Below are 25,366 nucleotides of genomic sequence, written 5' to 3' on the forward strand. Positions count from 1 at the left end.
GTCGTGGTTAGTCTTGCCCTGAGGTGAAAGGAGTCGGAAGACCATGGATGCTGACGGTAACCCGGCTCTGCCGTTATGGTTCGATCTCGCATGGATGGCTGGGATCGTGTTGTGGCTGCTACTCGTCGGTGTCGCATGGGTGTCGATACTTCGGAGCAATCAGGCTCGTCGGGGATCGGTGTTCTGGTGGTGTCTGCTCGTGTTGCTGATGCCCATCTCAGGCGCACTGATATGGTTCGTCGCTCGCCCGCGTAAGCCCGATACAGATCAACGGTTGAGTTCGTAGCGGGCCAGCCACAGTCCCGGCAACACCTCTTGATTCTGGCTGTGCACGAAGCCGAGTGACTCGTACAGGCGACGGGCCGGGGCATTGTCTCGCCCGGTAGCCACCAGCACACGTTCTCCGGCAATGCAATTCAGTGCCGCGGTAACCAAACCGCGACCGATGCCCTGGCGATGTGCGTGCGGAGCCACCACCAGACGGTCGATCTCGGATCCGGACCACGCTGCGGCACCGAGGATTTCGTCCAGATCAAGCGCGACGAGCCAGTGGACCTGTGCTGCACACAGATCATCCACCGACTCGTGCAGTAGTGGGATGCGGTCGTCGCCGATGAGCTCGGCCTCGACAGCGTACGCACTCCTCTGTACGGCCAGGATTTTCTCGGCCGACAACCGATCCGTCGACGGATCGACCTGCGCTATCTCAATACCGGCCACCAGCGGGCTCGGGCAATGCGTCGAGCGCGGCGAGGTGCTCGGAGCTCAACGTGAGCGAGGCGGCACCGGCGTTCTCGTCGAGACGCGAAGTGCGGCGAGTGCCGGGAATCGGCACCACGTGCTCTCCCTGCGCCAGCACCCATGCCAGGGCCACCTGCGCAGGCGTCGCACCGAGCTCGTCGGCGATGGCCGCGATGGCGTCGACGATGACGAGGTTCGCATCGAGGTTGTCGTGACTGAAACGCGGCAGTCGAGAGCGGAAATCATCTGCAGCGGGTGCGGTTCCGCGGAAGTTGCCCGTCAGAAACCCTCGGCCCAGCGGTGAGAACGGCACAAAGGCGGCACCGTTGTCCTTCGTCCATGTCAACGAGGTTGCCAGGTGGTCGCGTGTCCACAACGACAACTCCGACTGCACAGCAGATATCGGATGCACCCGCTGAGCCCGATCGAGCTGCTCGACGGTGAACTCCGAAACACCCAGTGCGCGAACCTTTCCGGCCCGCACGGCCTCGGCCATCGCGCCGATGCTGTCTTCGACGTCGACCTCGGGATCGGGACGGTGCAGGTAATACAGATCGATGTGGTCGACGCCCAACCGTCGGAGCGAATCGTCGATGGCAGACCGCAGATGCTCGGGCTTGCCGTTGGGGCCGGAAATGACCGGCTCTCCGGCGTCGCCGATGTGGGAGGTCAATCCGCCCTTGGTCGCGAGCACCACCTCGTCGCGTCGACTGCCGATGGCTGCGCCGACGACTTCCTCGTTGGTGAACGGTCCGTACACATCGGCGGTGTCGATGAAGTTCACACCCAGGTCCAAGGCGTGCCCGATGACGCGATCGGGGGACTCCGTCTGGTCGTCTGCCTTGTATGCCCAGGTCATTCCCATGCAGCCCAAGCCGATGGCACCCACCTCGGGGCCGTCGTTCCAGAGTGTGCGGGCGGGAGCGGAGCCTGCGGAACGACCAAGGGGTGGCCAGGATACTGTGCGTTCGCTCATGTACTCGACCATAGAGAAGTAAAAGCGTTGTCGCTTGGTCTCACCGGGCGACTAGCATCGCCGCATGGCACTCCCGCACTCGAAGGTGTATTTCGGCGACAGACTGGTCGATGCGCAGGACGCGACACTCGGGGTCGCGACCTCGGCCGTCCTCTACGGCCTGAGTGTCTACACCGTGTTTCCGGTGCAGGTGGACGGAGATCGGCGCACCGCTTTCCGGTTGCTCGATCACTACCAGCGACTCGTCGAGTCCTGCAAGATCATCGGTATCGACACGTTCGCGTCACAGTGGACGTTCGAGCGGTTCGTACAGGCGACACGCGACGTGATCGCCGCCAACGCCCCGACCGACGAGGTCTACGTGCGGGCAACCGTCCACGTCGACGAGTCCATTCCCGGAACACGGGTCCGTGGCCTGCACACGACAGTGTCGATCTTCCTCTATGACGCCAATCCCATTGTCCCGCAGGACGGCATGCGGTTGAAGACAAGTGTCTGGCGTCGCATTCCCGACTACGTCATTCCCTCCCGCGCCAAGGTCAACGGGGCATACGTCAATTCCGTTCTGGCGAAACAGGATGCGATCGACAGCGGTTTCGACGACTGCATCTTCCTCGACATCAACGGACACGTCTGCGAGCTCAGTGCCGCCAACATCTTCCTCGTCCGAAACGGAGTGCTCGTCACGCCTGACGTCACCAGCGACATTCTCGATGGCATCAACCGTCGAACCATCCTGACCCTTGCGCGTGAAGAAGGAATGACGGTTCAGGAACGCACCGTCGACCTCACCGAGCTGTACATCGCCGACGAGGTCTTCGTGTGTGGCACGTCGGCCGGGGTTGCCCCGGTGTACGAAATCGACGGCCGCGCAATAGGAATCAAGGTAACCGGACCGGCGACGCGCACTCTGCGGAAGCGTCACCAGGCTGCACTCACGAGCGACGAAGTGCACGGCTGGGTGAGTGTGCTGTAGCCGCTAGGCGGGGCAGGTCGACTCGAGTCCGGCAATGAGCGCGGCGCTGGCGTACTGGAACAGGGGATCGGTTGCGGGGTCAGGTGCCGCGGAGGTCCACGACAGTGCGACTTGGCGCTCCCCGTCCGGACTCGCGAACGCGAGAGTGCTGTAGCCGAAGCCGTTGCCGCGCTGACCGAATACCAGTTCCCCGGAACCGGGATTGCAGGCATCGCCGCCGAGCAGCAGTCCGAGTCCATACGCGGACGGCGTGAGGACCTGCATCTCGTCGATCAGATTCTGCGGGATGAGCATGCCGTCGAACAGCGCTCTGAAGAAGGTGTTCAGATCGCCGACCGTGGACACCACAGCAGCACCCGAGGACCAGATACTCGCGTCGTATTCGGTGACGTCGGTGTAGATCCCGTTCTCCAGCACGTAGCCGTGCAGTGCATCGCCGGCGATAACAGCGTCGGTGGGGTAAGTGGTGTCGGTCATCTGTAGAGGATCGAAGATCCTGTCCTGCAACGACTGTCCGACGGGCTTCCCATCGAGATCGGCCACGATCCGCCCGAGTAGAACGTAGTTGGTGTTCGAGTAGCTGAACTCCTGGCCCGGTTCACTTGTCCACGGCATGGCCGATGCCTTCGAGATCAGCTCATCGTCGGAGACGGAATCATCGGCGCGAGAAGCGATCTGCTGCGCCGTATCGAGTCCGGTGAGGTAGTCGGGTATTCCGCTCGTGTGGTCGAGCAGTTGTCGGACGGTGACGGACTTGGACAGCAGGCCCGGAAGGAGTTCGTCGACCCGCTGATCGAGCTGCAGCTTTCCCTCGTCGACGAGCTGCAGCACCACCGCCGCGACCATCGACTTGGTGACGCTTGCAATGCGCACCGGATCATCGGCACCCGCCGGCTCGGTGCCATCACGCTCGACGAGTCCTGCCGCTCCCGACCAGGAATCCTCGCCGTCGCGCACCTGCGCGACAGCGGCGACGGACCCGGCCGCTACCAGCGCGTCCAGAGCCGCCTGGACGTCGTCGGTCCTGATGTTCCCACTCGACGTCGTCGTAGTGGTCGCCTGCACGGCTGAGGGCTCGTCGGACGACGTGCATCCACTGACCAGCAGGAACGTCGAGACGGTGAGGGCGGCGAGGACTCGTAGCTTGCTCATGGATTCGACACTAACGTCCCGAAACGGACAATTTCAGTGTCAAATGTCAGTGATCCGCGATGCCGGTCACTTCGCGCTCGAATTCAACAGAACCTCGGCCGCAGTCTTTGCTGCAGAGGCGGATTCGGCCAGTTCGGTGATGGCGGCGGTGGTTTGAGCACCCTCGGCGAGAAGTGCGATTTGCAGACCGACGGTCGGCTCGCATCCATCTTCGACGGCCAAGGCGGTGACGTACTCGATGAAACGTTTCTTGTGCTGATGCGCGGCGTCGGCGACCTCGGGCATGGTTGCGCCCAGTTCGCCGAAGGAGTTGATGAACGCGCACCCGCGAAAGTCGTCCTCTCGAAACCATCGATCCAGGAAGTCGAAGATGGACAACAGCTTTCCGCGCGGCGTGTCGTGTCGGTCCGCCTCGGCGCGGATCCCGTCGTTCCACTGGGCAGTGCGGCCACGGAGGACCTCGGCCACGATGGCCGTCTTGGACGGAAACAGTGTGTACATGCGTTTGAGAGAGATTCCCGCTGCGGTGCGCAGCTCATCCATGCCGACGGCCTGGATGCCGCGCGCATAAAACAATTCGTCCGCGGCGTTCACCACCTGTGCCCGTCCGATTTCCGTAATGGTCATCGCTTACCCCTTGCCGAGAGAACCAACGTTCTCTACAGTAGTCCACACACGGAGAGAACGACCGTTCTCCCGCTCGATGTTCAGGACACAGGAAGGCAGGATCATGGCGTACATCAACGTCGGAACCGAGAACTCCACCCCCGTCGAGGTCTACCACGAGGATCACGGCTCCGGCCAGCCGGTTGTGCTCATCCACGGCTACCCGCTCGACGGCAACTCCTGGGAGCGCCAGTCGCGTGCGCTGCTCGATGCCGGCTACCGCGTCATCACCTACGACCGCCGTGGATTCGGGCAGTCGAGCAAGCCCACCGTCGGCTACAACTACGACACCTTCGCTGCAGACTTGGACAAGGTACTCACCGAGCTCGACCTGAACAACGTCATCCTCGTCGGATTCTCCATGGGCACAGGAGAACTGGCTCGGTATGCCGCGAAGTACGGCACCGATCGCGTCGCCAAGTTCGCGTTTCTCGCCTCGCTCGAGCCGTTCCTGCTACAGACCGACGACAACCCCACCGGCGTTCCGCAGTCGGTGTTCGACGGCATCGAGACCGCAGCGCGCGAGGATCGTTTCACCTGGTTCGAGAACTTCTACAAGGACTTCTACAACCTCGACGAGAACCTCGGCAGCCGCATCAGCGAGGCCACCGTGCGCGCCAGCTGGAACACCGCCACCACCAGCGCGCCCGTCGCGGCCTATGCCGTCGTGCCCACCTGGCTCGAAGACTTTCGCGGAGACGTCGAGAAGGTCCGCGCATCGGGCAAGCCGACGCTGATCCTGCACGGCACGGCCGACAACATCCTGCCGATCGACTCCACCGGCCGCCCGTTCCACGAGGCGTTCCCGGAGGCAACGTACGTCGAGGTCGACGGCGCACCCCACGGGCTGCTGTGGACACACTTCCAGGAAGTGAACGACGCGCTTCTCGCATTCGTGAAGTAGCACCGACGTCGTACAAGACGCAACAGAAAGGGACGGCACCGCGGCCGTCCCTTTCGCGTCGGATCAGACCGCGACCACTCCATCGTGATCGCTGTAGACGATCTCGCCGGGGGTGAAGGTGACGCCGCCGAAGGTCACCGGCACGTTCTTCTCGCCTGATCCCGTCTGCGTGCTCTTGCGTGGGTTCGTCCCCAATGCCTTGACGCCGATGTCGAGGGTGCGCAGAATCGCCGAGTCCCGCACAGCGCCGTTGACGATGACGCCTGCCCAGCCGTTGTCGACACCCCGCCCGGCGATGATGTCGCCGACGAGCGCGGTGTGGATGCTGGCGTCGCCGTCGACCACGAGAACGCCGCCGTTGCCGGGCTCGCTCAACGTCTGCTTGACCAGCAAGTTGTCCTGGAAGCAGCGGATGGTGGTGATGGGTCCGGCGAACTCGGTGTGCTTGCCGAACTGGATGAACTGGGTGTCGCAGCTGCGGATGTCGGGACCGATCTCGTCGGCCAGATCAGCGGTTGCTTTGAATTCCACAGGTGAAGTCATGCGCAGAAGACTAACGTCCGATCGTCAGCCGCGGCCGTGACGTCGCTCGTAGTCGTCCCGGGTGCGGTCGACACGGCTCTGCGCCTTGGCGTTGATCAACTGGGGATCGAGGCCGTGAATGAGTAATCGGTGCCGCCGATAGACGTTCATCAGCGCTATCGCGAAGTACACCAGCGGAATGAACAGCAACGCCATCATCGCCAGCGACATCCACAGTGGGCCGGGAATCAGCAGGAACAGCAGCAGCAACGGGATGACGGGAACCGTGAATCGAGCCAGGTAGCGCACCTGGGCCCCGTTGCCGACGAGGTCGTTTCGGACCCAATCCTGCATCGACGGGGGCAGGACCCGACCGAACGAGTACCCCAAAAATTGCGCAGGACTGGGCTTCGTACGTTCGGTCGTCATCGCGCCATGTTAGTCCTACATCAGTTGGTACAAGTCACCGTTGACTGCAGATAATCTCATATGTGACGATAGCGTCAGTTCGGACCGGGTGGTGTCGACGACAAGGACGTAGATCGTGATCGACCGCAGAACCTTGCTCGGCGCGCTCGGTGCAGCCACGCTCTCGGGCGTCGCCCTGTCCGCAGCGACCGCGTCGGCGTCACCGACGCCTGCCGCCGGGGGAGTAGTGGACGTGCACTCGCACATGGTCCCCGACTTCTACCTGCGGGAAGCGCTCGCGTCCGGCATCGTCTTTCCCGACGGCATGCCGAAGTGGCCGTCCTGGTCGGTGACCGAGCATCTGCAGATGATGGACCGGTGTGGGATCGACAGGGCGATCCTGTCCGTGTCGAGCCCTGGGGTGCACTTCGGCAACGACGGCCAGGCTTCCGATCTGGCCCGACGGGTCAATGACTTCGGAGTCGGAGTTGTCCAGGGCCAGCCACGCCTCGGATTCTTTGCGTCGCTGCCCCTTCCGAACGTCGTCGACTCGACGGTCGAGGCCATTCGGGCTCTCGATCAGCTCGGTGCCGACGGGGTCACCGTGATGTCGAACGCCGGCGGCATGTATCTGGGCAACGCGGTGCTGACGCCACTGCTCACCGCGCTCGATGCGCGTTCGGCGGTGGTCTTCGTGCATCCCACCTCGCCGCCGAACGCAGCTGCGGTAGCGCTCGGTAGGCCCGCTCCGATGGTCGAATTCCTCTTCGACACAGCGCGAACCGTCATCGACTTGATTCTGCTGGGCGTGGTCGATCGGTTCCCTCACATCCGCTGGGTGTTCACTCACGGCGGTGGAGTACTGCCGCTGTTGGCAGATCGGGTCGACTTCTTCCGGACGCAGGTCGGTCTCGGTACCCCGTCGACGCCGAATGTACTGCAGCGCTTGTGGTTCGACCTCGCCGGTACGCCGGTTCCGCGGCAGCTGCCGGCGTTGCTCTCGACGGTCGGACCCGATCGTCTGGTCTACGGCAGCGACTACTGCTTCACCCCGATCGGCGCGGTGCAGGAGCAGCTGCGCTCGCTCGACGCGGGAGCCGCGGACGGTGGACTGGAGAACTGGCGCGCCGTCACATCCGGCAATGCCCGCAGTTTGTTGAGTGTTTGATGCGTACGGGAGTTCGATGGAAGCGCAAGCACTACAACCATTCTCAGAGCACTGGGATTGGCAGATGAATGCCGCCTGCCGCTCGCGTCAACCCTGACGAGCAGCGTTCGCCCGGACATCTACGCCCCGGTTCGGAATCCGCACCCCCTGCAGGAGGCGCGGATTCCGAAAAGGGGTGCGGATCGAGACGAGTCAGCTCTGACGAGCGGCGTTCGCGACGATGACGTCACGGAGATACTGCGCCAAACCGTCGGCGATAGCGTTGTAGTGCTTGGCAAATCGCTCGTCGGCGATGTACATTTCCGCCAGGTTCACCTGCATCTCGTAACCGCAGTCGTAGTACCGCTCGATCGACGCGCGATGACGTTCGGCCAATTCCCCGGCTTCGTCGGAATCCGGCGACACACCCCGCTGCATCGCGGCAGCGAGATCGGCTTCCAGGAGGTCCGTCTCTTCCTTGACGGCCTTCCAATCGTCCTTGGTGAACGACGCCGTCCGCTGCTGAGACTGCTTCCACTCGTCGGTTTCGCCCCAGCGCTGCTCGGCCTCCTCGGCGTATTCCTCGCCGGGCCAGTTGTCGCCGAAGATCTCTCGCTGCTCCTCGGGAGTCAATTGCATACCCATCTTCTTCGCCTCCATCATCTTGTCCACGGCCGCAGCCATTGCGTGCAAGTGATCGATCCGCTCGCCGAGCAGGTCGCGCTGCCGCCGCAGATGCGCCATCGCGTCGACGGCCGGGTCGTCGAGCAACGCTGCAATGACCTCGAGCGGGAACCCGAGCTCGCGGTAGGTCAATACCTGATGCAGCCGTTCGACATCGGCCGATGAATACGTCCGATAGCCCTTGGGAGTTCTCCCCGACGGCACCACCAACGCGATCTCGTCGTAGTGATGCAGCGTTCTGACGCTGACACCCACCAACTTCGAGACCGCGCCGACCTGCATGCCGACCTGGACGTCAACCGAACTGTTCGCGGACGAATCACTCACGAAGGACACTGTGCTGCCTCCCGTGGCGTGAGGGTCAAGACGAAAAAACGATTCGTTATGGACCTCTAGCGAATCACACGTTCGCAACCCGAGGTCGGCACACCGGCCAGGCGTTGCGCCAACCAATCGTAGGCACCGGGACGGCCGTTGGTCTGGGCCAGTGAATGGTCGCCGGGCACCTCTTCCAGATGTACCGACGCTCCTGCTGCACACCACTGATCCTGCACGGCCTCGGCACCTTCTTTGGGAATGAGGAAGTCCTGCAGGCCCTGGTAGATGTACACCGGCGCGTCCGGCTTCGTCTGGCCCATGCGGTTTTCCTCGACGACGGCCGTGGTGATCGTATGCGCGAAGACGTCCGGGACGTTGGAGAGATTTCGCTGGTCCAACAGCAGTAGTCCGCTGTAGGACAACACATCCACGCATTGATCCTTCTGTGCCAGCGCCAGTCGCTTGCCGTTGTCGTTGGCGAGCTGCCGCATCTCCGGGTACTCCCGGGACAGTCCGATCGTCGCCGCAGTGAACAAGCCCGACCCGATCTGACCGTTCAACGACGTCTGCAGAATCTTGTAATCGGTGGGCGGACCGCCGAACGCGACTCCGGCGATGTTCAGCTCGGGTGCGTACTCGGGTGCCAACTGCGCCGCCCAGCCCGAGGCGATCGCACCGCCGGAATATCCGGTGATGCCGATGGGTGCATCCGCGCTCACGCCTGCAGTCCGGGAGGCGCGCAGACCGTCGAGCACGGTGTGCCCCGACACGAGACCGGCCGAATACGCCTGACGCGGCCCCTGATAATCGGTCATCACCACGGTGTAACCGCGGCCGAGCAGGATCCGGACCTGATCGATCTCTTTGTTGTTGCCCCGCGGGAGGGTGTACGACGGCGCGCACGTGTTGCCGAGTGAATCCGTCGCCTCGTTGTATGCGATGACGGGGCGATCTCCACCACCGGTCCACGGCGCGGTGGGAGTCAGCACCGTCGTCGCCGCTGCGATGGGACGATTCTTCGAATCGGTGGAGCGGAAGAGTAATTGGACGGACGAGGCCTCGGGCGTCACCGCGACATCGCGTCGAGCGAGGACAGTGCCGGGCACGAGATTCTGGTATCCCGCCGGCGGATCGAACCACGGATCGCCGAGCGACGAGGGGAGATACGCAGCCGGATCGCTCGGCGGAGCAATGAAATCTTGGACCGGATCTGCCTGCGCAGACCCCGCGAATGCCACCATCAGTGCTGCTGCTCCGGCCAGAACTAGTGCCTTGCGCATGGATTCCCCACCCTGTTGCTTCCGAACGCCCCGACGTCGGAGTAGACCACCGCCCATCGTGCCACAGGGCCAGGGAACATCGGCCCTGTGAACTGAGCCGAAGACCAGGTAGGTTGTCTGTTACTCCGAACACTACTCATCAGTAGGGATGCAAAAATGCCTGCTCCGTCCACTGCGACCTTTTCCCGGCTCGCTGATCTCATCGCCATTCCCGACGCGGACTCGCGTCCCACCAAGACGATCACCGAGGTGTTCACCGGTAAGGAGCTGGCGACCATTCCGGTCGGTACGGCTGCAGATGCCCTGGCTGCGATCGCGCGCGTCCGTACCGCTCAGGCGGCCTGGGCCAAGCGTCCGGTCTCCGAGCGCGCAGAGATCTTCCACCGCTACCGCGACCTGGTGCTCGCGCACCGCGACGAGCTCATGGACATGGCGCAGGCCGAGACTGGCAAGTCCCGCGCCGCCGCCCTCGAGGAAGTCCTCGACATCTCGATGACCTCGCGGCACTACGCACGCACGGCCGCCAAACTGCTGGCCCCGAAGAAGGTCACCGGCATGCTTCCCGTGCTGACCAAGACTCGCGTTCGGTACCAGCCCAAGGGCGTCGTCGGAATCATCTCGCCGTGGAACTACCCGATGACCCTCGCGGTGTCCGACGCCATTCCGGCGCTGCTGGCCGGTAACGGCGTCGTGCTCAAGCCCGACAGCCAGACGCCGTACTGCGCGTTGGCCTGCGTCGAGCTGCTCTACAAGGCCGGTCTGCCCCGCGACCTGTTCGCCGTGGTCCCCGGCCCCGGCTCGGTGGTGGGCACCGCAATCGTCGAGAACACCGAATACGTCATGTTCACCGGCTCCACGGCCACCGGTCAGCTCCTGGCCGAGCAGGCGGGGCGTCGACTCATCGGTTTCTCCGCCGAGCTCGGCGGCAAGAACGCCATGATCGTCGCGAAGGGCGCGAACCTGCGGGAAGTATCCGACGCGGCAGTGCGCGCCTGCTTCTCCAACTCCGGTCAGCTCTGCATCTCCATCGAGCGCATCTACGTCGAGAAGTCGATCGCCGCCGAGTTCACCGAGAAGTTCGGCCAGCGGGTACGCAACATGACCGTGGGTGCCGATTACGAGTTCGGCATCGAAATGGGCAGCCTCATCTCCGAGGACCAGATCAAGACGGTCTCGGCGCACGTCGACGACGCCAAGGTCAAGGGCGCGACCGTCGTCGCGGGCGGCAAGGCGCGTCCCGACATCGGCCCGCTGTTCTACGAGCCGACGTTGCTGACGAACGTCACCGAGGACATGGAGTGCGCGGCGACCGAGACCTTCGGGCCGCTGGTGTCGATCTACCCCGTCGCCGACGTCGACGAGGCCATTGCGAAGGCCAACGACACCGACTACGGATTGAACGCGAGCGTCTGGGCCAAGACGAAGGCGCAGGGCGAGGCCATTGCGGCACGTCTGCATGCGGGCACGGTGAACGTCGACGAGGGTTACGCGCCGACGTGGGGCACCACCGGTGCGCCGATGGGCGGAATGGGCGTCTCCGGCATGGGCCGTAGGCACGGAAACGAGGGACTGCTCAAGTACACCGAGCCGCAGACCATCGCGACGACCCGCCTGCTCAATCTCGGTGGACCGCGCGGACTTCCGCCGAAGCTGTGGGCAAAGATCATGCCTCCCTTCGTCAAAGCGCTGAAGTACATACCCGGCCGGTAGTAGTCGGTAGACGGACGAGAAAAGGCCCCGCACTCCCTTTCGGGTGTGCGGGGCCTTTCGCTGTTCTGTGTCGGATCAGTTGACGCTGTGGCCGTTCAGTCCGGCGTTCGCGTAGTGATTGTGGCTGTCGGGAATGTGGTTGTCTCCCAACACCCGAGCCACCTGCTGCTCGCTGAGTCCGAGTCGACGAAGTCGCTCGCACACTGCATCGAAGTCGAGCATCTTGGCGTCGAGCTCCTGTTGCAGCTCGATCACCTCGGCGCGAATGGCCTCGGCCTCGTCGAGAGCGGTCAACGTGTCCTCGGGCTGGGGCAGCAGCAGCGTGAGCAGTCGATCACGGGCATCGGTGCTCAGTCCATCGAAGGGACGCTGACCCGGCTGAGCCTCGTGGCGACCTTCGTTGCGACGCTCGAAGCGACGTTCGTTGCCGTACTGCGCTCCGACGTAATCCTGAGTCGCCCCGAAGGACGGGATCTCGGCGAGCTGTTCGCGACGTTCGGGCTGTGCCTGAGCGTCAGCGTCGAGATCGTTCCGGTCCAGATCGGTCTTGTCCAGATCGGCAACGGGTCCCTGCGCCGGTGCCGACGCGATGTCGATCGTCTTGCGCAGCGGGCGATTCGGAATGAAGACCACTGCGATGAGCGTGACGATCGCAACGAAGCCGGCGATCATGAAGATGCGTCCGGTCGCGTCGCCGTATGCGGTGCGGATGACGCTGACGATCGGAGCAGGCAGTGCCGTGAGGTCGAGCGATCCGCCGCCTCCGGCCGAACCGTCCACACCGAGCTGCGCCAGACCGGCTGCCGACTTCTCGGCGACACGGGTTGCCAGCAGCGAACCGAGAACCGAGACGCCGATCGCTCCGCCGAAGGTACGGAAGAAGGCAACCGTCGACGATGCTGCACCGACGTTCTGCACACTGACCGTGTTCTGCACTGCGAGAACGAGATTCTGCATCAGCATGCCGGTACCGAGACCGACGATGGTGATGAAGATGCCGACCGTCACCAGGCTGGTGGCGTGGTCGATGGTGCCCAGCAGCAGGAATCCGATGACCAGCAAGATGGAGCCGGTGACGATGAACGGCTTCCACTGACCGAACTTGGTGATCAGCTGACCGGAGCCCACGGAGGCGACGAGCATGCCGAACACCAGTGGGATGGAGAGCAATCCAGCTTCGGTGGGGGTGTAGCCGCGAGCAGTCTGGAAGTACTGGCCGAGGAACGTGGTGGCTCCGAAGAGGCCGACGCCGACCGCGATGGACGCGATGATGGCCAGGCCGGTGGTGCGCTCGGTGACGATCTTGAGCGGGATGATCGGCGACTTGTGTCGAGCCTCGACGATGATCGTCAGGACGAGCAGCGCAACTCCGCCGCCGACGAGGTACGCGGTCTCACGAGAGATCCAGGCGTAGTAGTCGGCCTTGCCTGCGAACGAAACCCACACGAGGAGAACGGACACGCCTGCGGTCAGCAGAAGTGCGCCGAGCCAGTCGATGGAGACGTTGTCCTTGCGGACGGTCTTGATGTGCAGCGTCTTCTGCAGCAGGCCGAGGGCGATGACAGCCAACGGGACGCAGACGAAGAAGCACCAGCGCCACCCGAGGGGGCTGTCGACGATGACGCCGCCGAGGATGGGGCCACCGGACATCGATACGGCCATGACGGCACCGGTGTAACCGGAATAGCGGCCACGATCACGCGGGGAGACGATGGTTCCGATGATGGCGATGACGAGTGCCGTCAGGCCACCCATGCCGATGCCCTGCACCACACGTGCGGCGAGCAGCACCGGAACGTTGTGCGCGAAGCCGGCGATGAGCGAGCCCGCGACGAAGATCAGAATCGAGCTCTGGACCAGGACCTTCTTGTTGAACAGGTCGGCGAGCTTGCCCCAGATGGGCGTCGACGCGGCGTTGGCCAACAGGGCGGTGGTGATGACCCAGGCGTACGCGGTCTGCGAACCCTTCAGGTCACCGATGATGGTCGGCAATGCGGTCGAGACGATGGTGGTGCTCAGCAGCGCGGTGAACAGCGCGGCCAGCAGACCGGTGAGGGCTTCGAGGATCTGGCGATGCGTCATCGCATCGGGATCGGCGACTGCCTGATTCGGCGGATTCTCCGCGGATGTTGTCATTGGTTATCTCGCAATCAATTCAATGCGGGCCACGTCCTGGTGCTGGGCGTGGGCGTCTTCGGTGAACGTGTCGTTGAGCTTGCGGATGGAATCGAGGGCATCGAGAGCCTCGGTTTCGCTCCACTCGCTCAACATCTCTGCCAGGCGACGAGCTCGCCTGTCCCAAATCTGTTTCAGTCGAGCTTGGCCTTCGTCCGACACGCAGACCCGGGACGCTCTTCTGTCGTCCGGATCGGGGTGCCGATCGATGTAGCCGAGTTCGACGAGGTCCGCGATCTGCCGGCTGAGGGCGGACTGGCTGACGCAGAGCCTGCTGGCGAGGTCGGTCTGTCTGCATTCACCCTCTGTCGCGAGGATGGCCAGAACTCCGGTCAGCGCCTGCGGCAACGGTGAATCCTCGACTCCGGTGGTCACGGCCCGCTTCAGCGTGCGCCCGAAGAGGAAAACCTCTTCGACGAGCGATTCCGCTGTCGTGGATTGAACTGCCATGAGTACTCCAACGCTGAGTTCGATTTACTTGCTGTCTGCAACCATATATATACATATATGCGCTAAGCAAACAATATTCCTGTCTGGTGGGTCACAGCGTCGATGTGGGGATGGCCAGATCCTTCGGGCCGGTGACGCTAGTGCGGATAGAAGAAGGATCGCCGCACGGACAGGCCGACCGTCTCGCCCACCTCGGGCCGCGGCCCGCGCGTCGAGCAGCGGAAGTCGACGTCGTCGCAGTGCACCAGGACGTCGCTCGCATCGCGGCCGAACAATGACGACGTGACGGTGCCACTGACCTCACCAGTGTCGTCCGCAGATCCGGGCACGATGTCGATGTCGGTCGGCAGGATTGCGAGCGTCCCGGGTCCGGAGCCCTCCGCCTCGAGTGTGAGGGAGCCCGAAGTGAAGGTGCCGTCTGCGACAACGCCGTCGACGAGGGTGGCGTCGGACAGGAAACGCGCGACGAACGCCGATGTCGGAGCGCGCACCACGTCCTCGGGTGAGCCGATCTGCTCGATGCCTCGAAGATCCTCGGCATTGCGGGTCATCAGCCGCCTTCGCTCGCTTGTCGTACCCCTCGTCTACTCTCTCGACCACACACATCCGGGGGGACATCATGAGCAACCGCAGATCGCGTAGCAGAAAGACCAGTCGCGAGGCCCACAGTCAGGTTCAGCGTGAAAGGGAACCTCTATTTTGGCCGAGCGCGCTTCTTCACTTCTCCGATTGGCTGATCGAGAATGCTTGGGTCGCAGATCAGTTGACGGCTTTTGCGACAGCAATGACAGTCGATCGGTCGGTCCGCGAGCGGAACGTGAGCGTGTACGGCGCAGATTTTCCGATCGACATGTTCTGTCTCGATGATCACGAGTACTTGGACCTCGATGACTATGAGCGGTCGCCATGGGAGCGCGACGAGATACGTCGCGCCATCGATCTGTTCGGCACGTTCGTCGTCGCCGAACGGTTGTCGCCATCTCAGAACGAAGAGATCTCGAGAGAGATCGGGTTCCCGTCTGCATTCGCGTCGGTGCCCAGTTCTCCGATATCGCCGGGGCGCTCGAGCCCACTGAGTACACCGATAATGGTCTCACTCCTGCAACGGTTGGCATCGTGGGCTGCGACCGAGCGCCGCGCGCCATCGGCCCGAATCGACTACTGGGACGACTCGGCCGAGATCGTTGCCGCGCTCGGGATTCCGGGTTTCGACAGCATCCCTGAACAACCTGACTTCATGGCAATGGTGAACTATCGATCGGTGTTGGATACCGCCCGTAGGGTCGGGGTTCTCGAGCACGCGGGCCAGACTTACACCCGCGGACCCGAAGCCGGAGCTTGGGTGGTGTCTCCAAGTGCGGACCGAACTCGCGCCGCCGTGGTCGAGGCGTACGCATCCTGCTTGACGCCTGTGTACGACTCCGGCGATGATTCCGTGCAGTCCGAGCTCGTGGCAGGCTCGACGTTGGCGACCACCGTGCTCGTGCGCAGCCTCGTCGGTGATCCGGTAGGGGAATCCGACGGTGTCGTCCTGGGAAAGATGTCCGACAGCAAGGTGATTCAGACCGTCGCGACACTCCGGTTCATGTCGATGTTCGACCTCGGATTGCTCGTCAAGGTGAACGACAAGTTCTGCGTACCTGACCTTCTGGCGCCCCTGCTGCTCGAGGCGCTCGATCGAGATCGTCTGCGGCGCGCAGGGCGCGCAGCATGACCTGACGAGCGGCCGGTAGCACCTTCTGGTTCACGAGCCGAGTGCATGTACGGCAAAAGTGCGTCCCCAATCCGGTACGGCCCCGTCGCGACCCAAAGTCGACGGCACAGCGCCGATCAGAGTGAGGAAGTCGAAGGTCGGTCGAGCGAGGTACTGGGCGTAGCGTCTTTCGCTTTCGGGGATTCGCCACCCGATGGTCTCGAGGCTTCGTAGGATCAGCGAATTGCGTTCGGTCGCAAAGCAACCCCCTGCAACCGAAACCAGCAGCAGCAGGCCTGCATCCTTCTCGTACTGCTCGCGGCCGAAGGGCATCCGAGCCGCGGCGTGCGACCACAGTCGGAGCGGGTCGGTGGCCAGGGTGTTGCCCAACCGGGTGCGAAGTAGCCGTCCCTTCAGCACGCGAACCAGCCCGAGTTGCGTCACTGCAGCCCGAAGCCAGTGCACCTGCTGATGGTCCACCTCGCGGTTGGAGCTTCCGAACCATTCGGCACCCCACTCGAGCTCTGCACGCATCGCAGCGACGTCTTTGGGTGGGAGATAGCCCGCAGCAGTCAGCGTGATTCCGTCTGCGCCCACCCGCGCCAGCATCCATGTCAGCTTTTCCATTGCCGATGCCGCCGCTACGGGGTCCAGCTGTGCCACATCGAAATCGACGCGTGCGAGGACATCGGGCAGATCGGGGTGATACTCGAGGGGCCCGCGTTCGAGAAGCGAGCCGAGTTTGGGTAGGCGCTCCCGCACGCGTCCGGCCAACTCCGTCACCGCGCGCCGCAACGCGATTCTGTTGTTCGCGTCGGCCACCGCGAAGCGTTCCTCGAAGCTGCCCGCCCACTGCTTCATATGGTTGTGCTCAGGATGATCGGTATCAGCCAGAACCTTCAACAGTTCGTCGTAGCCCGACGTGCCACCGCAGTCCTCGGGTGGGCAGGCGCGGGCGCCGTCGAGGCAGGCTGCAGTACCGGCAACGGGCGATATTTCTTCGACGACCAGGTGGTGTGTCCATCCGTCACCGAAGTCGTACTCGTACCCGAGACGATCCCCGACGGCACCGAGGACTTCGTCCACTCGAACGCCGTCCTCGAGCGTCCCGGCGCCGTCGTCCCACTCTTCGAGCGCGGACTTCATCTCGTAGCGTCGACTGGTTCGATAGGGATCGTCGCCGACGAAGAACATGTGCAGGTGTCGGTCTTCCCAGCCCATGACATCTTGGATGACGTCGTGTAGCTCGGGCAGTGTGGCGTCGGAATTGATGGTGAACCGCCGCCACACCGCTGGTTCGATGTCGGCCAGAGTCACCTTGATCGTCAGCATCGAAACATCGTCCCCCATGTGCGAGATGCCTGTCGAGAACGTCCCCGCGGGGACGCTTTCGGCGCGATACAGTCCGACGATGGACGTTGTGCGCGCGATGCCCCTGCTCACGGTCACCGATCTCGATGCTGCTCTGGACGCGTATGTCCAGGTCACCGGCATGGAGGTGGTGATGAACCACGGTTGGATCGCCACACTTGCGTCACCGGGGGACAGCACCGCGCAACTGAGTCTGATCACCGTCGACCCCACCGGCCCGGTGAATCCGTCGGCGTCTCTCGAAGTGGACGACGTCGACGCGGCCTACCGCGCCGCGGTGGATGCGAATCTCGAAATCGCGTACGAGATCACCAACGAGGAGTGGGGCGTGCGCCGATTCTTCTTCCGAGACGCAGGCGGCAACGTGGTGAACGTACTCGCGCACATGTGAGATCAGCTGGGCTGCAGCAGGTTTCCTCGCCACACGCCTCGGAGGGTTCGAGCAGCGACAGTGATCCAGGCCGTCACGAGTACGACGTACAGCAGTACGGCAAGGGCACGGGCCGCGCCGAAATCGAGGGCATTGCCCAGTGCGGTCGCTCCGGTGACGCAGGTGCCGATGGGGAAAGTGAACGACCACCACGTCAGTGAGAAGCTCATCTTCCTCCGCGCCGCATGGACGGTCAGCGCAGTGGCCAGTGCGAACATCAGCGCGCCGAATCCGCCCATGATCAGTCCGTAGCCGATCCCGACGACGTGCAGCCCGACGGCGATCGACGACTGCGCACCGGTGAACACCGTCGCTGCATCGTTGCCCAGCAGATTGGCCGCCGTGACCGACTGGCCGACAAACCCGAGCGTGATCCAGACCGTCGGAGCCGCGTCGACGGACGGCAGACCGCCGTGCAGCAGGCGTCCGTAGATCAGAGTCAACGTGAGCATTCCGACGATCAGCGACAGCCCGAACATCGCGTAGCACGCGCACAGCAGCGCCAACCGCCACTGGCCGTCGGGCAGGTGAGGGAGCAGCAACGCGCCGGTCGACGCGGACACCATCGGCGGGACGACGGGCATCAGCCACGCGGGCAGTGCCGTGACCTGCTCCCGGTGAGCGGATGTGATCATTCGGAAGGGGACGGCGACGCTGGTGAGCAGGCCGGTGACCGTGCCGGCGACCCACAGGACTGCGAACAGTGCGGTCGCCGCCGTGGGACCGATGAGGTCTCCGCCGAGCAGGCCGGCCCCGGCACCGACGGTGAGCAAGGCCATGGGCGGTGCGCCGTAGAACTGCATCATCACCGGGTGCTGCGCGTAGTCGACTGCGCGTGCGCGGTAACCGGTCCAGTGCCGCACGAAGGCTGCGCCGATCACTACGAGTGCTGCGGCAGCGAGTACCCATACGACGACGGCGAAGACGTGCAACGCAGGAAGGTCGACGGGCAGTGTGGCGGCCGCGGTGGCGACGATGCCGGTTCCCATGACGGCGGCGAACCAGTTGGGGGTGATGTGCTCGACGGTCCGCCTGCGCGACAGCCGGGGTGCATACGAGACGGACTCGAGGACGGTCATGACCTCACTGTGCGCGACGCGGCCCACGTCCGGTAGACAGCAATTCGCTAGCCAGCCATAACCGAAGCTTATGGCTGGATGGACGTCGCGACCGTCAGAAGTTCTGCGGCCGGGCCGCTGGGCTCACGGCCCGATCGCCAGATGGCGCGCAAGTCTCTGTGCAGGGACAGATCGGGGAGCGGCACTCCGATCAGACTGCCCGCCGCCAGCTCCGTCGCGACGGCCAGTGAACTGAGGACGGCACCGCCGATCCCAGCCGCGACAGCGGACTTGATGGCCGTCGTCGACGACACTTCCAGCAGAGGAGTTGTCGGCGGGCCGAGACCGGCTGCAGCAACGGCACTCTCGTACACGGACCTGGTTCCCGACCCGGCCTCGCGGGTGACCAACGCCGTCTCGACCACCTCCTCGGTCGACGGTGCAGAGTGCGCCCACGGATGCCCGGGTGCCACGACGAGAACCAGTTCGTCGGTTGCGACGGTGCGGTACGTGAGTTCGGCCTGGACACTGGGGTTTTCGATGAACCCCAGGTCTGCGTCTCCGGCGAGCACCGTCGCGGCGACCACCGCCGAATTGCCCGAGCTCAGCGTGGGCACGATCTGGGGCAGTTTTGTATGCAGCGTGACGAGCCATCGCGGTAGAAGGTACTCGGCGACAGTCTGACTGGCCGCGATCTGCAGGTGGCCGATGCGCTCGGCGTGCAGCGTGGCGATCGCCGTCGCCAAGTCCTCGGCCGACCGGACGACCGGCGCTGCCCAACTCGCGACGAGCTCGCCGAACTCGGTCAGCACCGTTCCGCGTGCGCCCCGCTTCAACAACGGCGCTCCGACGCGGCGCTCCAGCGCGCGAATGCGAGAACTTGCCGCGGGCTGCGACATGCCGTGGGCGTGTCCGGCACGGCCGATGCTGCCGAGCTCTGCCACCGACAGCAACAGATCGATGCTGGTGAGATCGGCAACGTGAGGGGGAAGCGGCACAGGTCGAGCCTACGGCGACGGGAGTCAGTAGTCGCTGAACAGGTCCAGCTCGGCGTCGGGCTCGGGTAGGTCCTCTGGGTCTCCGGGGTCGTCTGGATCCTCGGGATCGCTACGTTCGTGCAGCACCGAACCCACCAGGGCGGTGACGTCGATGGCCGCGGGATCGGGAATGGGGTGACCCTCGACAAAGGCGAGTCGCTCCGCAGACAAATACGCCAGACGCACCGCCTGCACCACCAGGACGCGTCGCAGACCCTCGGACACCTCACCGCGCTCGCGAGTGACCGCAGCCAATCGGGAGATGGTCTCCGCGCGTCGCGCGATCCGAATGTCGGGGTGCCCGCGCTCGATTCGGGTCTGTTCGGAGATCAGCGAGCGCCGCAGTGACGCAGGCAGAGTGACGGGCTCGGAGACCGGCGGGATCTTCTCGTTCAGGATCGCCTTGTGGCGCGACCTGTCGATGGCCTCGAGGTACGCCGTGTACTCGTGGGCGTTCAAATCTCGTTCGGCTGCGCGGAATTGTTCTGCGCCGTCGGACTTCTTGAGGTCCTCGTACTGCCAGAGCGGCCAGATCTCGATCTCCGCGACCTCGAACACGTCCAGCACTCGCATCGCGACGGCGTCGGTCCGCTGATTGGTCAGATGCCGCTGTACCCGAACGCTGAGCTTCTCCTTGGTCTGCCCCACGTAGATCGGCTCGCCGTCGTAGTCGTAGAACGCATACACGCCCCACTTGGCCGCCGACCAGACGCGCCCTCGATCGTCTTTCTCGCTCAGCACTTCTCGCAGTGCAGCTCGAAATGACTGCACATCGTCCGCAGGCAGACTGCTCTTGCGCGGCGCGACCGCCGACGCCCGCAGCGAGGACTTACCGTGACTGGACATGCGCAGCAGTCGCATTCGGCGCGATGGAACCGAGTGTCCCGTTCACCAGGGGCATCAGGTAGTGCTCCGCCAGCCACGCGACCACCGGAACGCACACCGCATCACCGAAACCGAAGAGCGCCTGGTTGTTCCGCAGACCGCCGAGCGTGTAGTCGCCGGCTCCCATCAAGCGGGCGTACTCGAGAGGCGTCATCCAGCGCACCTGCAACCGGCCGTGGCCGATCTTGACCACCGCCTGCTTCGACGACCCACCGCGCGCAGTACGCAGGCAGCCGGAGATGTCGTCGGGGCGGGCCTCCCACACCGCGACGCCGTTGCGGGTACGACGGTAGGCGGTGCGGTAACTGACCTTGCGTGCCTTCTTCAGGATCTCGATGCGCTGCAACTGAATCGGAGACAACGAGCGTACGAACGCCTCGGTGCGGTCTGCATCCCACCAGCGCTCGTCGCGGTAATCCATCCGCTCGACCTGATCGCCGAGACCACTGGTCAACGGGATCGGCGGGCTGGGCAGCGGAGCCCGATGCGTCGACAGCGTCGAATCGCCGTAGACCGCCTGCAACCAATCCGGACGCAGTTCACTGTTGGGATCGCGGGCATCCTCCGGCGGATGTTGCGCACCGATCAGGAACAGACGAGGACGGGACTGCGGGACGAACCGTCGAGCATCGATGGTGAGGACGTCCACCGAATAACCGAGTTCGTTGAGCTCACGGACCGCAGCCGCCAGATCGTCGCCCCCATGACTGGTGGCCAGGCCGACGACGTTCTCCAGCGCTACTACCTCGGGACGGCCGTCACCCATTTCGTCCAGCACCCGAGTGAAGTGCCGAAATGTCGAGGAGTTCTTACCGGCGAGACCGGCCCGGCCCCCGGCCAGAGACAAATCCGTGCACGGAAACGACGCCCATGCCAACGACAGACCGTCCGGCAGATCGTCGCCGCGCGTGCCGGCAACATCCCCGAGCTGAAAATGGGCCGCGTCGTCACCGAAGTGTTGGCGATACATGTGGTGCTTGTCGCGCTCGATGTCGTTGGCCCAGCACACCTCGAAACCGGCCTGCTCCAAGCCCATTCGCACCAAACCAATACCTGCGAAGAACTCGGCGACCGTGGGAATCCGATCGCGCGCGGACACCGAGGAACCACCCGGCACCACAGTCAACTTCGGCATGCACTCAGGCTAGTACAGAGCCCCGACAGACTCGCTTGTCTGGTCATTCCGCTGGCTGCACTCCGGCCTCAGGCCGTGGTCGCCAACGCCGCCGCCAGTCCGAACGCCACCGTCAGCAGACAGACATGGGCGGCAGCTCGTCCCACCGAGTAGTCCGCCGTGGAGCGGTGCGCAGTGGCGGTCGGCAACCACGTGCGGCGGATCCGAGATGCCAGGGCCACCAGGATCACGGTCATCACGACTTTGGCGAGAACGATTCGGCCGTAACCAGTCTCGATCGCAGCCGCCGGGCTCTCCAACTTCAGTACCGCGTCGAATACGCCCGTCAGGGTCACCCCGACGACGCACCACAGCGCGATCCGGGAGTAGGCCGGTAAAAGCGTCGCCCAGGCTGTCTTGGTCCGCAGACTCAGCGCCATCGCGCCGAGCACACCGAGCCACACCGAGGCGCACACCACATGCACGGCAACGGCAATGGACCCGAATGCGAATTGCGACATGTGTCCGGTGATCGGTCGCGCGACCAGGGCCAGCGCCGCCAGCGTGACCACGGGAACCGGGGACCAGGATGCGTCTCGTCGATATCCGAGTACGCCCATGGCGCACAGAACGAGCGCGAGGAGCACCGTCGTCGCGCCGAGTCGACCGACGGAGATCGACGCGACGAAGGCCGCAAATGCACTCGGCGACAGCGCCGTCACTGCTCGGCCCTCGGCCTCGGCTGCGGCCGCTGCCAACAGGACGAACTCGGCCACCGCCCACAGACCCGACAGGAACCCGATCGACCGCCACATCACCAGCGAGTCGAGGGCGGGGCGTCGAGATGCGGAATTACCGTCCAGGACAGCGAGAATTCCGAACCCCAACACCACCGAACCCGACGCGACAGCGATGACGCGGAGCCACGACGACCCGCTGGGAAAGGTGGGGTACGCCAGCGCGAACGCTGCCGCGACCCCCACCACCGCCGAGGCTGCGGCGGCGAGCACGAGCCGAACGCTCCTCTCGCTCACCGCAGCCACGTCGGATCTACTTCTCGCTCTTCGGCTTACGCTGGTCTTCTGGCTTGCGCTGGTCTTTCGGCTTGCGCTGGTCTTTTGGCTTACGCAGTGCGAATGCCAATGCTCCGCCGAAGGCGAGGACCGCAACCACGACCAGCACGATGGGACCGTAGCCGCCGAGGAACCCGTCCTCGGACTCTTCCGAGGTACCCGACGCATCGGCCGGTGCCCCGGGTGTTCCGGACCCTTCCTGCGTCAGCGTGAACGTGGCCGTGCCGCTCACCGGATGACCGTCGGCCGAGGTGATCCGGTAGGCGAGGGTGTACTCGCCGGCAGGGCCCAGATCACCGACATCGACGACCACGCTCTGGCCCTCGATGCGAGCATCGCCCTTCGACCAGATGTTGCCGTCGGGGCCGACGACGTTGAGCGTGGCGAACTGCGACTGCGGCACCTCGTTGAAAGTCACCGATGCCGTCGCCGGAGATGCGTCGAGCGAGGAGCCGTCGGCCGGGCTGTACCCGGTGACCTGCGAATGTGCCGAGGCCATCGGAGCCGCGACCAGCAGTGCCAGCAAGGCCACCGCCGATACGACCACCGCTTTGGCGGACACGGTCAGCGCCCTCACGAGCGTCGGCTCCGTACGGTTGCACCGATTCCGAGGCCGGCACCGACGGCACCGAGAACGAGCCCGGCACCGGCAATCCAACGGGCGGTGGTGTCCGAGGAGGACGTGGACGTCTGCTCGGCTGCGTCCGTCGTCTCGGCGTGGGCTCCGCCGTGCGCGTCACCGCTCGATGCTGCGAGGGTCAGTGTGGGAGCGGGCAATTCGGGCTCGCTGCCGTCCTCGGTCATCGGCTCGTTCCACTGCACGACCTCACCGTCGGTGTAGGTCTGGGTGGCCGGGAACGACACGGTCTCCTGCTCGGGCAGTGGCCCCGCCGAGAGCAGGAACTGCTGGAACTGGCCCGGACCGACCTCGGCACCGGGATTCGCCGTCCACGTCACCGACACGGCGAGATCGGCAGAGTCCTTCTCGACGGTGGACGTCCACCCCGGAATGGGCTGGGTGCGAGCAGAATTGAGGCCGGGCAAGGTGACCTTGACCGAGTTGGTCGATGCGGTATCGGACTCGGTGGGGACGCGGAACGTCAGGACCGAGTAGCCGCCCTGCGCGGCGTCGGGCGCGGAGACGACCACATGGGCGGAGGCTGCGCCTGCGCCGATCAGCAGTGCGCCGACGGTGGCACCGGATACGAACAAGGCACGCGAAATGGAACTCTTCATGATTGTTGGGTCATTTCTGTACGAAGGTGAAAGGGGATGTCGGATCAGAGTTACGAGCTGACCGACATCGGGGGCCCACGACGAGAAATGGCCCAGTCCAGGGCAATACCGTGCGCCGACGGCATCGCGACGGAGAACCGGACGCGACCGACAGCAGAACCGTCGGGCAGGGGAGTGAGGAGCGCGAGAACGGCACGAACGATCGATGTGATCGGGCCGTAGAGACGTTCGGCTGCGGCGATCAACAGCGCGGCGACCAGCGACGCGGCCGCGTGAAAGCCGATCATCGCGACGCTGGGCAGCAGCGAATGGCTGTGTGACGAGCCCGACATGCCGGCCATGTCGCTCAGGCTCAGTGCGGTATGAGCGAGGAGTTGGCCACCCATCAGGGCGGGCAACAGAACGGTCGAGCGACGCGGAACGGCAGTCATGGCACCCACGCCGAGGCTGACCACGATCAGCAGAGCCAATCCCGATCCGCTGAGATAGCCGCCGCCCGCCATTCCGTGCGCAGCCACCGCGAGCGCGGCGGTGACCGTACCGACAGCTCCGCCGCGAAGCGGTGCAGCAGAGCCGTCGGTCATCGGATGGTCGGTGAGATCAGCGCACGCCGAGGCGAGCGAGCACGTCCGCTTCGATGCCGTCGAGCTCAGCGGAAATGGCGGCGTGGGCAGTCTTGCGGCGCGCAGGCGGCATCTGCTCGGCGGCGCGCACAGCGGTGGTCAGATCGTCGAGACGCTCGCTGATCGCGGCACCGAAACTTTTGGTCTCCGGATCCGAATGACGCGATCCGATGGTGCTCAGCGACTTCTCGGCACCGGCGATCCGGGCGCTGAGCTTGCCGCCGTGGCCCGAGTACTCGCTCAGCTGATCGGGTGCGACACCCAACTGCTGCGCCTTACGGTTGTCGAGCTGCCCGCGAACGACGGTGGCAGCGCGGTAGGCAATCGGAGCCAGGACCGGCAGCAGAAGCCGAGCAATACCGAGATACTTACGAATCTGAGCCACGTTCAGCGTGCCGGCCGCAGCCGCCTTCTGCTGCGCCCGCAACGCCGAGACCTGCGCCTTCTCGACATTCTTCTGCGACTTCGCCTCCACCGCGCTGAGCTTGCGCTGCGCCTTGGCGATCGACTTCAGCTGCTTGCGCTCGTTCTTCGCGCCGAGCTTCGCCTCCAGAGTGGCCTTGTGCTTGAGGGCCTTCGCCTCCGCCTTGCGAGTGGCACGACCTTTGCGCTTACGGAACAGACCCATCGACAAGGCTCCTGACATGTGCTGCTAGGCGGTAACGGTGCGTTCCACACAGCCTAATGGGTCATTCCGCAGGCTCCACTCCCGCCTGATAGGCAGCTGTTCTTCTTCG

The 25,366-nt window shown here is 64.4% G+C and carries 28 protein-coding genes; 7 read left to right on the forward strand and 21 right to left on the reverse strand.

Features of this window, described 5'->3' with window-relative positions; all coding sequences use genetic code 11:
* Positions 1 to 43 precede the first annotated feature (43 nt).
* Entirely contained in the window at positions 44 to 286 is a 243-nt protein-coding gene (locus AB0O58_RS18295) for a PLDc N-terminal domain-containing protein (protein WP_222084544.1), read from the forward strand.
* On the opposite strand, the gene AB0O58_RS18300 is transcribed toward AB0O58_RS18295, so the two are convergent.
* Both AB0O58_RS18300 and AB0O58_RS18305 read right to left on the reverse strand, forming a co-directional pair.
* Positions 268 to 720, reverse strand: coding sequence for a GNAT family N-acetyltransferase (locus AB0O58_RS18300; RefSeq protein WP_052060668.1), 453 nt, complete (start codon positions 718 to 720; stop codon positions 268 to 270). The two genes, AB0O58_RS18295 and AB0O58_RS18300, sit on opposite strands and share 19 nt — an antisense overlap.
* Positions 707 to 1,717, reverse strand: a complete 1,011-nt coding sequence (locus AB0O58_RS18305; RefSeq protein ID WP_283550367.1) for an aldo/keto reductase — start codon at positions 1,715 to 1,717, stop codon at positions 707 to 709. The genes AB0O58_RS18300 and AB0O58_RS18305 overlap by 14 nt, the downstream gene beginning before the upstream one ends.
* 64 nt (positions 1,718 to 1,781) lie before the next feature.
* On the opposite strand from AB0O58_RS18305, the gene AB0O58_RS18310 reads away from it, so the two are divergent.
* Positions 1,782 to 2,693: an aminotransferase class IV gene (locus tag AB0O58_RS18310; RefSeq protein ID WP_366238580.1), complete on the forward strand. Its 912-nt coding sequence runs from the start codon at positions 1,782 to 1,784 to the stop codon at positions 2,691 to 2,693.
* Positions 2,694 to 2,696: 3 nt separating this feature from the next.
* Here the strand turns inward: AB0O58_RS18310 and AB0O58_RS18315 are convergent, their stop codons facing one another.
* Positions 2,697 to 3,845 (reverse strand): serine hydrolase domain-containing protein, encoded by a 1,149-nt coding sequence (locus AB0O58_RS18315; RefSeq protein ID WP_366238581.1) that lies wholly within the window; start codon positions 3,843 to 3,845, stop codon positions 2,697 to 2,699.
* Between the two features lie 66 nt (positions 3,846 to 3,911).
* Entirely contained in the window at positions 3,912 to 4,472 is a 561-nt protein-coding gene (locus AB0O58_RS18320; protein WP_027494884.1) for a TetR/AcrR family transcriptional regulator, read from the reverse strand.
* A gap of 103 nt (positions 4,473 to 4,575) precedes the next feature.
* On the opposite strand from AB0O58_RS18320, the gene AB0O58_RS18325 reads away from it, so the two are divergent.
* Positions 4,576 to 5,415, forward strand: coding sequence for an alpha/beta hydrolase (locus AB0O58_RS18325; protein WP_366238582.1), 840 nt, complete (start codon positions 4,576 to 4,578; stop codon positions 5,413 to 5,415).
* 63 nt (positions 5,416 to 5,478) lie between these two features.
* Here AB0O58_RS18325 and rraA read toward each other — a convergent pair whose 3' ends face one another.
* Positions 5,479 to 5,958: a ribonuclease E activity regulator RraA gene (rraA, locus tag AB0O58_RS18330; protein WP_027494882.1), complete on the reverse strand. Its 480-nt coding sequence runs from the start codon at positions 5,956 to 5,958 to the stop codon at positions 5,479 to 5,481.
* A gap of 24 nt (positions 5,959 to 5,982) precedes the next feature.
* Positions 5,983 to 6,366, reverse strand: a complete 384-nt coding sequence (locus tag AB0O58_RS18335) for a DUF5313 family protein (RefSeq protein WP_032366711.1) — start codon at positions 6,364 to 6,366, stop codon at positions 5,983 to 5,985.
* A 115-nt stretch (positions 6,367 to 6,481) separates the two neighbouring features.
* Here AB0O58_RS18335 and AB0O58_RS18340 point away from each other — a divergent pair, with 115 nt between their 5' ends.
* The gene (locus tag AB0O58_RS18340) at positions 6,482 to 7,513 is read left to right on the forward strand and encodes an amidohydrolase family protein (RefSeq protein WP_230593538.1); all 1,032 of its coding nucleotides are present in this window, start codon (positions 6,482 to 6,484) and stop codon (positions 7,511 to 7,513) included.
* 192 nt (positions 7,514 to 7,705) lie between these two features.
* On the opposite strand, the gene AB0O58_RS18345 is transcribed toward AB0O58_RS18340, so the two are convergent.
* Both AB0O58_RS18345 and AB0O58_RS18350 read right to left on the reverse strand, forming a co-directional pair.
* Positions 7,706 to 8,458 (reverse strand): MerR family transcriptional regulator, encoded by a 753-nt coding sequence (locus tag AB0O58_RS18345; protein ID WP_032374299.1) that lies wholly within the window; start codon positions 8,456 to 8,458, stop codon positions 7,706 to 7,708.
* A 110-nt stretch (positions 8,459 to 8,568) separates the two neighbouring features.
* Positions 8,569 to 9,774: a lipase family protein gene (locus AB0O58_RS18350; RefSeq protein ID WP_366238583.1), complete on the reverse strand. Its 1,206-nt coding sequence runs from the start codon at positions 9,772 to 9,774 to the stop codon at positions 8,569 to 8,571.
* A 156-nt stretch (positions 9,775 to 9,930) separates the two neighbouring features.
* Here AB0O58_RS18350 and AB0O58_RS18355 point away from each other — a divergent pair, with 156 nt between their 5' ends.
* Positions 9,931 to 11,484 (forward strand): succinic semialdehyde dehydrogenase, encoded by a 1,554-nt coding sequence (locus AB0O58_RS18355; RefSeq protein WP_027494877.1) that lies wholly within the window; start codon positions 9,931 to 9,933, stop codon positions 11,482 to 11,484.
* 75 nt (positions 11,485 to 11,559) lie between these two features.
* Here the strand turns inward: AB0O58_RS18355 and AB0O58_RS18360 are convergent, their stop codons facing one another.
* The 3 genes from AB0O58_RS18360 to AB0O58_RS18370 form a co-directional block, all read right to left on the reverse strand.
* Entirely contained in the window at positions 11,560 to 13,620 is a 2,061-nt protein-coding gene (locus AB0O58_RS18360) for an MDR family MFS transporter (RefSeq protein ID WP_032401093.1), read from the reverse strand.
* Between the two features lie 3 nt (positions 13,621 to 13,623).
* Positions 13,624 to 14,109, reverse strand: a complete 486-nt coding sequence (locus AB0O58_RS18365; RefSeq protein WP_032366715.1) for a MarR family transcriptional regulator — start codon at positions 14,107 to 14,109, stop codon at positions 13,624 to 13,626.
* Between the two features lie 137 nt (positions 14,110 to 14,246).
* Positions 14,247 to 14,660: a hypothetical protein gene (locus AB0O58_RS18370; RefSeq protein WP_027494874.1), complete on the reverse strand. Its 414-nt coding sequence runs from the start codon at positions 14,658 to 14,660 to the stop codon at positions 14,247 to 14,249.
* Between the two features lie 266 nt (positions 14,661 to 14,926).
* Here AB0O58_RS18370 and AB0O58_RS18375 point away from each other — a divergent pair, with 266 nt between their 5' ends.
* A complete protein-coding gene (locus AB0O58_RS18375) occupies positions 14,927 to 15,823 on the forward strand; it encodes a hypothetical protein (RefSeq protein ID WP_155288750.1) in 897 nt (298 codons plus the stop codon).
* Between the two features lie 30 nt (positions 15,824 to 15,853).
* Here AB0O58_RS18375 and AB0O58_RS18380 read toward each other — a convergent pair whose 3' ends face one another.
* Complete coding sequence (locus tag AB0O58_RS18380) at positions 15,854 to 17,251, reverse strand: plasmid pRiA4b ORF-3 family protein (protein WP_283348117.1); 1,398 nt, start codon at positions 17,249 to 17,251, stop codon at positions 15,854 to 15,856.
* Here AB0O58_RS18380 and AB0O58_RS18385 point away from each other — a divergent pair.
* Positions 17,214 to 17,564, forward strand: a complete 351-nt coding sequence (locus tag AB0O58_RS18385) for a VOC family protein (RefSeq protein WP_032401148.1) — start codon at positions 17,214 to 17,216, stop codon at positions 17,562 to 17,564. The genes AB0O58_RS18380 and AB0O58_RS18385 overlap by 38 nt on opposite strands.
* A gap of 2 nt (positions 17,565 to 17,566) precedes the next feature.
* Here AB0O58_RS18385 and AB0O58_RS18390 read toward each other — a convergent pair whose 3' ends face one another.
* The 9 genes from AB0O58_RS18390 to AB0O58_RS18430 all read right to left on the reverse strand — a co-directional run bounded on the left by AB0O58_RS18390 (position 17,567) and on the right by AB0O58_RS18430 (position 25,257).
* Positions 17,567 to 18,682, reverse strand: a complete 1,116-nt coding sequence (locus AB0O58_RS18390) for a TDT family transporter (RefSeq protein WP_052061669.1) — start codon at positions 18,680 to 18,682, stop codon at positions 17,567 to 17,569.
* A 68-nt stretch (positions 18,683 to 18,750) separates the two neighbouring features.
* Complete coding sequence (locus AB0O58_RS18395) at positions 18,751 to 19,659, reverse strand: LysR family transcriptional regulator (protein WP_032401096.1); 909 nt, start codon at positions 19,657 to 19,659, stop codon at positions 18,751 to 18,753.
* Positions 19,660 to 19,683: 24 nt separating this feature from the next.
* The gene (locus AB0O58_RS18400) at positions 19,684 to 20,544 is read right to left on the reverse strand and encodes a GIY-YIG nuclease family protein (protein ID WP_052061670.1); all 861 of its coding nucleotides are present in this window, start codon (positions 20,542 to 20,544) and stop codon (positions 19,684 to 19,686) included.
* A complete protein-coding gene (locus AB0O58_RS18405) occupies positions 20,528 to 21,718 on the reverse strand; it encodes a DNA cytosine methyltransferase (RefSeq protein ID WP_230593539.1) in 1,191 nt (396 codons plus the stop codon). Before AB0O58_RS18405 ends, AB0O58_RS18400 begins: the two co-directional genes overlap by 17 nt.
* A gap of 68 nt (positions 21,719 to 21,786) precedes the next feature.
* Entirely contained in the window at positions 21,787 to 22,731 is a 945-nt protein-coding gene (locus AB0O58_RS18410) for a CopD family protein (RefSeq protein ID WP_032381960.1), read from the reverse strand.
* A 16-nt stretch (positions 22,732 to 22,747) separates the two neighbouring features.
* Positions 22,748 to 23,269 (reverse strand): copper resistance CopC family protein, encoded by a 522-nt coding sequence (locus AB0O58_RS18415; RefSeq protein ID WP_080736573.1) that lies wholly within the window; start codon positions 23,267 to 23,269, stop codon positions 22,748 to 22,750.
* 74 nt (positions 23,270 to 23,343) lie between these two features.
* The gene (locus tag AB0O58_RS18420) at positions 23,344 to 24,006 is read right to left on the reverse strand and encodes a YcnI family protein (RefSeq protein WP_032401097.1); all 663 of its coding nucleotides are present in this window, start codon (positions 24,004 to 24,006) and stop codon (positions 23,344 to 23,346) included.
* Between the two features lie 50 nt (positions 24,007 to 24,056).
* On the reverse strand, positions 24,057 to 24,590 hold the full coding sequence (locus tag AB0O58_RS18425; protein ID WP_032401098.1) for a hypothetical protein: 534 nt from the start codon (positions 24,588 to 24,590) through the stop codon (positions 24,057 to 24,059).
* Positions 24,591 to 24,606: 16 nt separating this feature from the next.
* On the reverse strand, positions 24,607 to 25,257 hold the full coding sequence (locus tag AB0O58_RS18430; RefSeq protein WP_027494864.1) for a DUF6474 family protein: 651 nt from the start codon (positions 25,255 to 25,257) through the stop codon (positions 24,607 to 24,609).
* Positions 25,258 to 25,366 lie beyond the last annotated feature (109 nt).

It is taken from the genome of Rhodococcus sp. NPDC080181 (genome assembly GCF_040702225.1).
GTDB classification, from domain to species: Bacteria; Actinomycetota; Actinomycetes; order Mycobacteriales; family Mycobacteriaceae; genus Rhodococcoides; species Rhodococcoides fascians.

What these genes read in the sequence shown, in the direction of transcription:
- AB0O58_RS18355 (WP_027494877.1), top strand. Translation starts at nt 9,931, where the DNA reads ATGCCTGCTCCGTCCACTGCGACCTTTTCCCGGCTCGCTGATCTCATC.
- AB0O58_RS18430 (WP_027494864.1), bottom strand. Translation starts at nt 25,257, where the DNA reads ATGGGTCTGTTCCGTAAGCGCAAAGGTCGTGCCACTCGCAAGGCGGAG.
- AB0O58_RS18425 (WP_032401098.1), bottom strand. Translation starts at nt 24,590, where the DNA reads ATGACCGACGGCTCTGCTGCACCGCTTCGCGGCGGAGCTGTCGGTACG.
- AB0O58_RS18310 (WP_366238580.1), top strand. Translation starts at nt 1,782, where the DNA reads ATGGCACTCCCGCACTCGAAGGTGTATTTCGGCGACAGACTGGTCGAT.
- AB0O58_RS18335 (WP_032366711.1), bottom strand. Translation starts at nt 6,366, where the DNA reads ATGACGACCGAACGTACGAAGCCCAGTCCTGCGCAATTTTTGGGGTAC.
- AB0O58_RS18385 (WP_032401148.1), top strand. Translation starts at nt 17,214, where the DNA reads ATGGACGTTGTGCGCGCGATGCCCCTGCTCACGGTCACCGATCTCGAT.
- AB0O58_RS18360 (WP_032401093.1), bottom strand. Translation starts at nt 13,620, where the DNA reads ATGACAACATCCGCGGAGAATCCGCCGAATCAGGCAGTCGCCGATCCC.
- AB0O58_RS18295 (WP_222084544.1), top strand. Translation starts at nt 44, where the DNA reads ATGGATGCTGACGGTAACCCGGCTCTGCCGTTATGGTTCGATCTCGCA.
- AB0O58_RS18345 (WP_032374299.1), bottom strand. Translation starts at nt 8,458, where the DNA reads ATGCAGGTCGGCGCGGTCTCGAAGTTGGTGGGTGTCAGCGTCAGAACG.
- AB0O58_RS18405 (WP_230593539.1), bottom strand. Translation starts at nt 21,718, where the DNA reads ATGCCGAAGTTGACTGTGGTGCCGGGTGGTTCCTCGGTGTCCGCGCGC.
- AB0O58_RS18320 (WP_027494884.1), bottom strand. Translation starts at nt 4,472, where the DNA reads ATGACCATTACGGAAATCGGACGGGCACAGGTGGTGAACGCCGCGGAC.
- AB0O58_RS18365 (WP_032366715.1), bottom strand. Translation starts at nt 14,109, where the DNA reads ATGGCAGTTCAATCCACGACAGCGGAATCGCTCGTCGAAGAGGTTTTC.
- AB0O58_RS18400 (WP_052061670.1), bottom strand. Translation starts at nt 20,544, where the DNA reads ATGTCCAGTCACGGTAAGTCCTCGCTGCGGGCGTCGGCGGTCGCGCCG.
- AB0O58_RS18415 (WP_080736573.1), bottom strand. Translation starts at nt 23,269, where the DNA reads ATGGCCTCGGCACATTCGCAGGTCACCGGGTACAGCCCGGCCGACGGC.
- AB0O58_RS18370 (WP_027494874.1), bottom strand. Translation starts at nt 14,660, where the DNA reads ATGACCCGCAATGCCGAGGATCTTCGAGGCATCGAGCAGATCGGCTCA.
- AB0O58_RS18420 (WP_032401097.1), bottom strand. Translation starts at nt 24,006, where the DNA reads ATGAAGAGTTCCATTTCGCGTGCCTTGTTCGTATCCGGTGCCACCGTC.
- AB0O58_RS18315 (WP_366238581.1), bottom strand. Translation starts at nt 3,845, where the DNA reads ATGAGCAAGCTACGAGTCCTCGCCGCCCTCACCGTCTCGACGTTCCTG.
- AB0O58_RS18325 (WP_366238582.1), top strand. Translation starts at nt 4,576, where the DNA reads ATGGCGTACATCAACGTCGGAACCGAGAACTCCACCCCCGTCGAGGTC.
- AB0O58_RS18305 (WP_283550367.1), bottom strand. Translation starts at nt 1,717, where the DNA reads ATGAGCGAACGCACAGTATCCTGGCCACCCCTTGGTCGTTCCGCAGGC.
- AB0O58_RS18350 (WP_366238583.1), bottom strand. Translation starts at nt 9,774, where the DNA reads ATGCGCAAGGCACTAGTTCTGGCCGGAGCAGCAGCACTGATGGTGGCA.
- AB0O58_RS18390 (WP_052061669.1), bottom strand. Translation starts at nt 18,682, where the DNA reads ATGACCGTCCTCGAGTCCGTCTCGTATGCACCCCGGCTGTCGCGCAGG.
- rraA (WP_027494882.1), bottom strand. Translation starts at nt 5,958, where the DNA reads ATGACTTCACCTGTGGAATTCAAAGCAACCGCTGATCTGGCCGACGAG.